The sequence below is a fragment of the Streptomyces sp. B1866 genome, assembly GCF_031932565.1.
Taxonomy (GTDB): domain Bacteria; phylum Actinomycetota; class Actinomycetes; order Streptomycetales; family Streptomycetaceae; genus Streptomyces.
Map to the genome: position 1 here is coordinate 49,413 of NZ_JAVSCF010000009.1, position 7,083 is coordinate 56,495.

The window sequence follows — 7,083 nt, forward strand, 5'->3', positions numbered from 1 at the left end:
TTGTCCGCCATCGGCGCGGGCCGCCGGCACGGCCGGCGCCGGGGGCCGCGGGCGGCCCCGGTCCCGTAGGCCTGCCGCCGTGTCCGACGGGGGCGGGCGGCGGCGCCGCGCGCCTCCCGGCCCGTACGCCGCCGCCCGTGGACCCGGCCGGGCGCACCGCCCGGCCGGCGCCGGTCAGTCCTCGCGCGTCCCGGTGTACATCTCCTCCAGCAGCGCGCCGTACTTCTCCTCGACCACCGGCCGCTTCAGCTTCAGGCTGGGGGTCAGCTCGCCGTGCTCCACGTCCAGGTCGCGCGGCAGCAGCCGGAACTTCTTGACCGTCTGCCAGCGTTGCAGGCCCTCGTTGAGCTCCTGGACGTAGCCGTCGATCAGCTCGCGCACCTCGTCGCTCGCGACCACCTCGGCGTACGGCCGGTCCGCCAGGCCGTGCTCGGCCGCCCACGCCAGGACCGCCGGCTCGTCCAGGGCGATCAGGGCGGTGCAGTAGTTGCGGCCCGCGCCGTGCACCAGGATGTTCGACACGTACGGGCACACGGCCTTGAACCGGCCCTCGACCTCCGCCGGCGCGACGTACTTGCCGCCGGACGTCTTGATCAGGTCCTTCTTGCGGTCGGTGATGCGCAGGTAGCCGTCCGGGGACAGTTCGCCGATGTCGCCGGTGTGGAACCAGCCGTCGGACTCCAGCACCTCCGCCGTCATCTCCGGCAGCTCGTGGTAGCCCTGCATGATGCCCGGGCCGCGCAGCAGGATCTCCCCGTCGTCGGCGAACCGCACCTCCAGGCCGGGCAGGGCCTTGCCGACGGTGCCGGTGCGGTAGTCGGCGGGGTTGAGGAAGCTGGCGGCGGCGGACTCGGTCAGGCCGTAGCCCTCCAGGATGTTGATGCCGGCGCCCGCGAAGAAGTAGCCGATGTCGGGCGCGAGCGCGGCCGAGCCGGACACCGCGGCGCGCAGCCGGCCGCCGAACGCGGCGCGCAGCTTGCCGTAGACCAGCTTGTCGGCCAGCGCGTGCCGGGAGCGCAGGCCCAGCGGCGCGGACGCCTTGCCGGTGCGCCGGTAGTTGTCCTGCGTGACGCGCGCGTACTCGCGGGCCACCTCGGCGGCCCACTGGAACACGCGGTATTTGCTGCCGCCCGCCGCGCGCGCCTTCTGCGCGACGCCGTTGTAAACCTTCTCGAAGATGCGCGGCACGGCGCACATGTAGGTGGGCCGCACCACCGGCAGGTTTTCGATGATCCTGTCGACGCGGCCGTCCACCGCGGTGGCGTGCCCGACGGCGATCTGCCCGGCGGTGAGCACCTTGCCGAAGACGTGGGCGAGCGGCAGCCACAGGTACTGCATGTCGTCCGGTTCCATCAGGCTGATGGACTGGAGGGCGCGCGCCATGTAGGACCACGTGTCGTGGGCCAGCCGCACGCCCTTGGGGCGCCCGGTGGTGCCTGAGGTGTAGATGAGGGTGGCGAGCTGGTCGGCGCGCAGCGCGTCGACACGCTCCCGGACCGCGCCCGGGTGCTCGGCCAGGTAGGCGCCGCCGCGCCGCTCCAGCTCGGCGAGCGAGAGCACCCAGCCCTCCGGGTCGCCCTCGGCGGGCACCGCGTCGGCGGCCTCGATGACCACGACATGCGCCAGGTCGGGCAGTTTGTCCCGCTTGTCGCGGGCCTTGGCGAGCTGCGCGGCGTCCTCCGCGAGCAGCACCCGGCTGCCGGAGTCGGAGAGGATGAAGGCGGTCTCGTCAGTGTTGGTGCTGGGGTAGACGGTGGTGGTCGCCGCGCCCGCGCACATCACGCCGAGGTCGGCGAGGATCCACTCGACGCGGGTGGAGGAGGCCAGCGCCACCCGCTCCTCGGGGCGTACGCCGAGGGAGATCAGCCCGGCCGCGATGGCGAAGACCCGGTCGGCGCACTCGCGCCAGGTCAGGGGCTGCCAGTCGTCCGGGCCCGCTCCGGAGGCCGGCGGGACCGGGTAGCGGTACGCCTCGGTGTCCGGCGTCTCCTCGACGCGCCGGAGGAAGAGCGTCGCCAGGGACGGCGGACGGGTCTCTAGCAGGGTCTGGGTGTCGGTCACGGCTTCCTCCGGGGCCCGCCTGGCACATATGACTCGCGAGTAGCAATCGAGCCGTGATCAGGGTAAAGGCCTGGACCTCACGGCGTAAGGGGCCAAGGGCGCCCGATTCCGGCACCGTACACCGATCGCGGCGGGCGCCGGACGACGGCCGGGACGGCGGGGGCCGGGCGGGACGGGTGGGTCCCGGTGCGGCCGGACCCGGGCGGGGCCCGGCCGCGCCCGGTCCGGCCGTTTCCCCGCCCTCCGTGCTACTTCTTCGCCTTCCCCTCGCCGCCCTCGGAATCCGTGGACAGGGCCGCGATGAACGCCTCCTGCGGCACCTCCACACGCCCGACGACCTTCATCCGCTTCTTGCCCTCCTTCTGCTTCTCCAGCAGCTTCCGCTTACGCGAGATGTCGCCGCCGTAGCACTTCGCCAGGACGTCCTTGCGGATGGCGCGGACGGTCTCGCGGGCGATGACGCGCGAGCCGACGGCCGCCTGGATCGGCACCTCGAACTGCTGGCGCGGAATCAGCTCGCGCAGCCGGGAGGCCATGCGCACGCCGTAGTTGTACGCCTTGTCCTTGTGCACGATGGCGGAGAAGGCGTCGACCTTGTCGCCGTGCAGCAGGATGTCGACCTTCACCAGGTCGGCGGTCTGCTCGCCCGTCGGCTCGTAGTCCAGGGACGCGTACCCGCGGGTCTTGGACTTGAGCTGGTCGAAGAAGTCGAACACGATCTCGGCCAGCGGCAGGGTGTACCGCAGCTCGACCCGGTCCTCGGAGAGGTAGTCCATGCCGAGCAGCGCGCCGCGCCGGTTCTGGCACAGCTCCATGATCGCGCCGATGAACTCGCTGGGGGCCAGCACCGTGGCCCGTACCACCGGCTCGTACACCGCGGCGATCTTGCCCGAGGGGAACTCGCTGGGGTTGGTGACCTCGTGCTCGGTGCCGTCCTCCATGGTCACGCGGTAGACCACGTTCGGCGCGGTGGCGATCAGGTCGAGGCCGAACTCGCGCTCCAGACGCTCGCGGATCACCTCCAGGTGCAGCAGCCCGAGGAAGCCGACGCGGAAGCCGAAGCCGAGGGCGGCGGAGGTCTCCGGCTCGTAGACCAGCGCGGCGTCGTTGAGCCGCAGCTTGTCCAGGGCGTCGCGCAGCTCCGGGTAGTCCGAGCCGTCCAGCGGGTACAGCCCGGAGAAGACCATGGGCTTGGGGTCCTTGTAGCCACCCAGCGGCTCGCGCGCGGAACCGGTGAACTGGGTGATGGTGTCGCCGACCTTGGACTGGCGGACGTCCTTCACGCCGGTGATCAGATAGCCCACCTCGCCGACGGACAGGCCGTCGGAGGGGGTCATCTCGGGCGAGCTGGCGCCGATCTCCAGCAGCTCGTGGGCGGCGCCGGTGGACATCATCTTGATGCGCTCGCGCCTGCGCAGCGTGCCATCGACGACCTTCACGTACGTCACCACGCCCCGGTAGGCGTCGTACACCGAGTCGAAGATCATCGCGCGGGCGGGGGCGTCCTTCACGCCCACCGGCGCCGGGACCAGCCGGACCACCTCGTCCAGCAGGTCGGACACGCCCTCGCCGGTCTTGGCGGAGACCTTGAGCACGTCCGAGGGCTCGCAGCCGATGATGTGGGCCAGCTCGGCGGCGAACTTCTCCGGCTGCGCGGCGGGCAGGTCGATCTTGTTGAGGACCGGGATGATCGTGAGGTCGTTCTCCAGGGCCAGGTAGAGGTTGGCCAGCGTCTGCGCCTCGATGCCCTGGGCGGCGTCGACCAGCAGGATGCAGCCCTCGCAGGCGGCGAGGGAGCGCGAGACCTCGTAGGTGAAGTCCACGTGACCGGGCGTGTCGATCATGTTCAGGATGTGGGTGGTGCCCGCCCCCTCGCCCTTGCCGGGCGCCCACGGCAGCCGGACGGCCTGGGATTTGATGGTGATGCCGCGCTCGCGCTCGATGTCCATGCGGTCGAGGTACTGCGCGCGCATCTGCCGCTGGTCCACCACGCCGGTCAGCTGGAGCATCCGGTCGGCGAGGGTCGACTTGCCGTGGTCGATGTGCGCGATGATGCAGAAGTTGCGGATGAGGGCCGGGTCGGTGCGGCTTGGCTCCGGCACATGGGAGGGGGTCGCGGGCACGCGGGGTCCTGTTGGTCGGGGACTCGTGGGTACGGGTGGCTGGCTCCCACCTGGTTGCCCGGTGGGCGGCCGACGGCGGCGGGCCCGGGGGCCGCGCCTGCCGGCGGTCGGGTCCATGGTCCCACGGATGGGGGGCGCTTCCCGTTTTGGGACGCCCCGCGGCCTGCTGGTAGCCTGGCCTACTGCCCGTGTCGAGTCGGTACGCGGCGGGCGGCGCGCAGCGCGGCACGCACCCGGCGGACCCCGGTCCGGTGGTCCCGGCACTCCGGCGTGGCGGTGTGTACGCCCCGGCGGACGCACACCCGGCGGACACGGCAGCAGACACGAATCCGACGATCCCGCGAAGGCTTTTACGTGGCGAACATCAAGTCCCAGATCAAGCGGAACAAGACCAACGAGAAGGCGCGGCTGCGCAACAAGGCGGTCAAGTCCGAGCTGAAGACCGCGATCCGCCGGACCCGCGAGGCCGTGGCCGCCGGTGACTCCGAGCAGGCGACCGCCGCCGCCCGCGCCGCGTCCCGCAAGCTGGACAAGGCCGTCAGCAAGGGCGTGATCCACAAGAACCAGGCCGCCAACAAGAAGTCCGCACTGGCCCGCCAGGTCGCCGCCCTCCAGGGCTGACCGGCCCCCACTCATCCGTCGGCGCGGGAACCGCGGCCCCTCTCATCCGCCCCGCCCGGCGCATCGTCGTTCGCCACGACACGCCGAGACACCCCCGGGCCTCCCGGGGGTGTCTCGCGTTCCCGCCCGGCGGCGGGGGCGGGGTGCGGCGGCGGCGCGAACCGTGTCCCACCTGTGTCCTCTTTTCCCAGGACAGCGCGGGCTCGGAGCTGTGCGTATCGGGTATGTTCACGTCATGTCGATACAGGGGGGACAACCCAACCCTTACGAGCCGCCGCAGCAGCAGCCGCAGACCCCGCCGCCCCCGCCCCAGCCGGGCGCGCCGCAGCCTGCCGCGCCGCAGCCGGTACCGCCGCAGGGGCAGGCCGCTCAGCCGCCGCAGCCGGGGCCGCAGCCGGGCGCGGACCCGCAGTTCGGGGCACAGCCGCAGCCGGGCCTGGGGACGCCGCCCCCGCCGGGCATGCAGCCCCCGCCGGGCGCGCAGCCGGTGCCGGTGCCGTACGCTCCGGTGCCGCCGCAGCAGCCGTATCCGTACGCGCAGCCGACGATGCCCGCCATGCCGGCCGTCGGCGGGTACGGGCACCCGGCGCCGCCGGTCCCGACGGCTCCCCTGCCGCCCGGCATGGGACCGGGCGCGGGGACGGGCCCGGGCGGCGGCAAGGGCTGGCTGTGGGCCGTGGGCGGGGTCGTCGTCGCGTCCGCGGTGTGGGCGGGCGTGCTCGTGGCCACCGGCGGCTTCGGCGGGGACGACTCCGAGGCCGTACTGGGCAGCTATCGGTATGCGAGCGACCTGTGCTCCCGCACCGACCTGACGGCCTTCCACAACGTCGGCTACCAGACGGAGCCCCCCGACAGCAGCACCGACACCAACCCGACGCACAGCGGGTCCGAGGACCCGGCCATCGACGTGATGCAGTGCAACGTGGAGTTCGACCCGCCCAACTCCACTACCAGCGACTACTCCTACGTCTACCTGAACACCCACGCGGAGCTGCACCGCGAGAGCGACCCGGGACCGGAGTTCGAGCCCGGCTACCGGGCGTACGAGGACCAGAAGTTCTCCACCTACTCCTACACCGTCAAGGAGGTCTCCGGCCTGGGCGACGAGGCGTTCGTGGTGACCCGGCAGGACTCGGACTCGTCCAGCAGCAGCTCCAGCAGCCGGTACGTCATCCTCGGGGTGCGCGACGGCTGGGTGACGTACGAGACGCAGTGGTCGGAGTACAGGTCCAGCTCCTCCGGTTCCCCCGCGAGCGACAGCGAGGCGACCGAGATGCTCAAGCGCAGCGCCAAGGAGACACTGGCCCGCCTGCGCGGCTAGTGCCGAACGGAGCGCGCGGCGGCAGCGGTGACGCGCCTGGCCCGGTTGCCGCCCGGCCCGACCCGGCCCGGCTGCCGCCGCGCGCGGCCGGGGTCGGGCGGCGAGCCGGACCGGGCGGCAGCCGGGCCGGTCGGCGGGCCAGGCCAGAGGCAGCCCGACCATGCGGCGGGCCAGGCCAGAGGCTTGTCGCTCGTAGCGGATCACCATGACCGGCCGCTGCCGGGGCCACTCCGAGGGATGGATAACCTCTCCTGTGTGACGGACGAAGCAACCGTGTGGCGGACCTTCGCCGCTCTCCTTCCTCCTGCGCACGCGCAGGAGGTCATGGACGCCTGCTCCATCGGAGAGCAGGAGTCTGCCCTCGACATGGTCGTCTCTGGTCTGCTCGCCCAGGACATCCCCATCGGCGAGGACGTGCGTGCACAGCTGGCGGTCACTGCCGAGGCGTGGGGCCAGCGCGAAGCCCTCGAAGAGCGGATTTCACAGTGCCGCTCTGCTGATTCCGAACGCCTCAGCCTGCGATTGGTCGCCTCGGCAGACGCCGTCCCGCTGGACGGGGCCTCGCTCAGCTCCGCGCCAGAGCTTGCCGGTCTGCTCGTCGTCCCGTGGATCGCCTGCGTCCGCTGCGGGCGTCTTCTGGGCCGTGTCCACCTGCGGGAAGCCTGGGGCGACCTGTCCTACCTGGCCGCCCACCACGTGCTCTTCCACCCTGGACAAGCAGCGCAGACCGCGGTCTTCGGCCCCATGGCCGCGCAGGACGCGCTCGCTGTCCTCACCTTGTGTCCCGGCGCACAGCGACAACCTGCTCTGCCGTAGGAATCGGACTGCGGGCGCGGGCGAGGGCGAGGGCGCCAACCGTGTGGTGGCCGCATGGGCAGGGACGTTGGTGCCCCGGCCGCGGCTGGTCGTGAGGATGTGCCACAGCTTCTCAGCTTGTTCTTTAAGGTCTGACCTCGA

5 protein-coding genes are annotated in these 7,083 nt (G+C 72.1%); 3 read left to right on the forward strand and 2 right to left on the reverse strand.

Going from position 1 to position 7,083, the window contains the following annotated elements; translation table 11 throughout:
* Positions 1 to 174: 174 nt before the first annotated feature.
* Positions 175 to 2,061: a long-chain fatty acid--CoA ligase gene (locus RKE29_RS03200; protein WP_312003459.1), complete on the reverse strand. Its 1,887-nt coding sequence runs from the start codon at positions 2,059 to 2,061 to the stop codon at positions 175 to 177.
* 248 nt (positions 2,062 to 2,309) lie between these two features.
* Positions 2,310 to 4,184 (reverse strand): translation elongation factor 4, encoded by a 1,875-nt coding sequence (gene lepA / locus RKE29_RS03205; RefSeq protein WP_312003460.1) that lies wholly within the window; start codon positions 4,182 to 4,184, stop codon positions 2,310 to 2,312.
* A gap of 354 nt (positions 4,185 to 4,538) precedes the next feature.
* Between lepA and rpsT the strand changes: the two genes are divergently transcribed.
* The 3 genes from rpsT to RKE29_RS03220 all read left to right on the forward strand — a co-directional run bounded on the left by rpsT (position 4,539) and on the right by RKE29_RS03220 (position 6,942).
* Positions 4,539 to 4,805, forward strand: a complete 267-nt coding sequence (gene rpsT, locus RKE29_RS03210; RefSeq protein WP_312003461.1) for a 30S ribosomal protein S20 — start codon at positions 4,539 to 4,541, stop codon at positions 4,803 to 4,805.
* Positions 4,806 to 5,040: 235 nt separating this feature from the next.
* Positions 5,041 to 6,126, forward strand: a complete 1,086-nt coding sequence (locus RKE29_RS03215; protein ID WP_312003462.1) for a hypothetical protein — start codon at positions 5,041 to 5,043, stop codon at positions 6,124 to 6,126.
* Positions 6,127 to 6,381: 255 nt separating this feature from the next.
* Entirely contained in the window at positions 6,382 to 6,942 is a 561-nt protein-coding gene (locus RKE29_RS03220) for a hypothetical protein (RefSeq protein ID WP_312003463.1), read from the forward strand.
* Positions 6,943 to 7,083 lie beyond the last annotated feature (141 nt).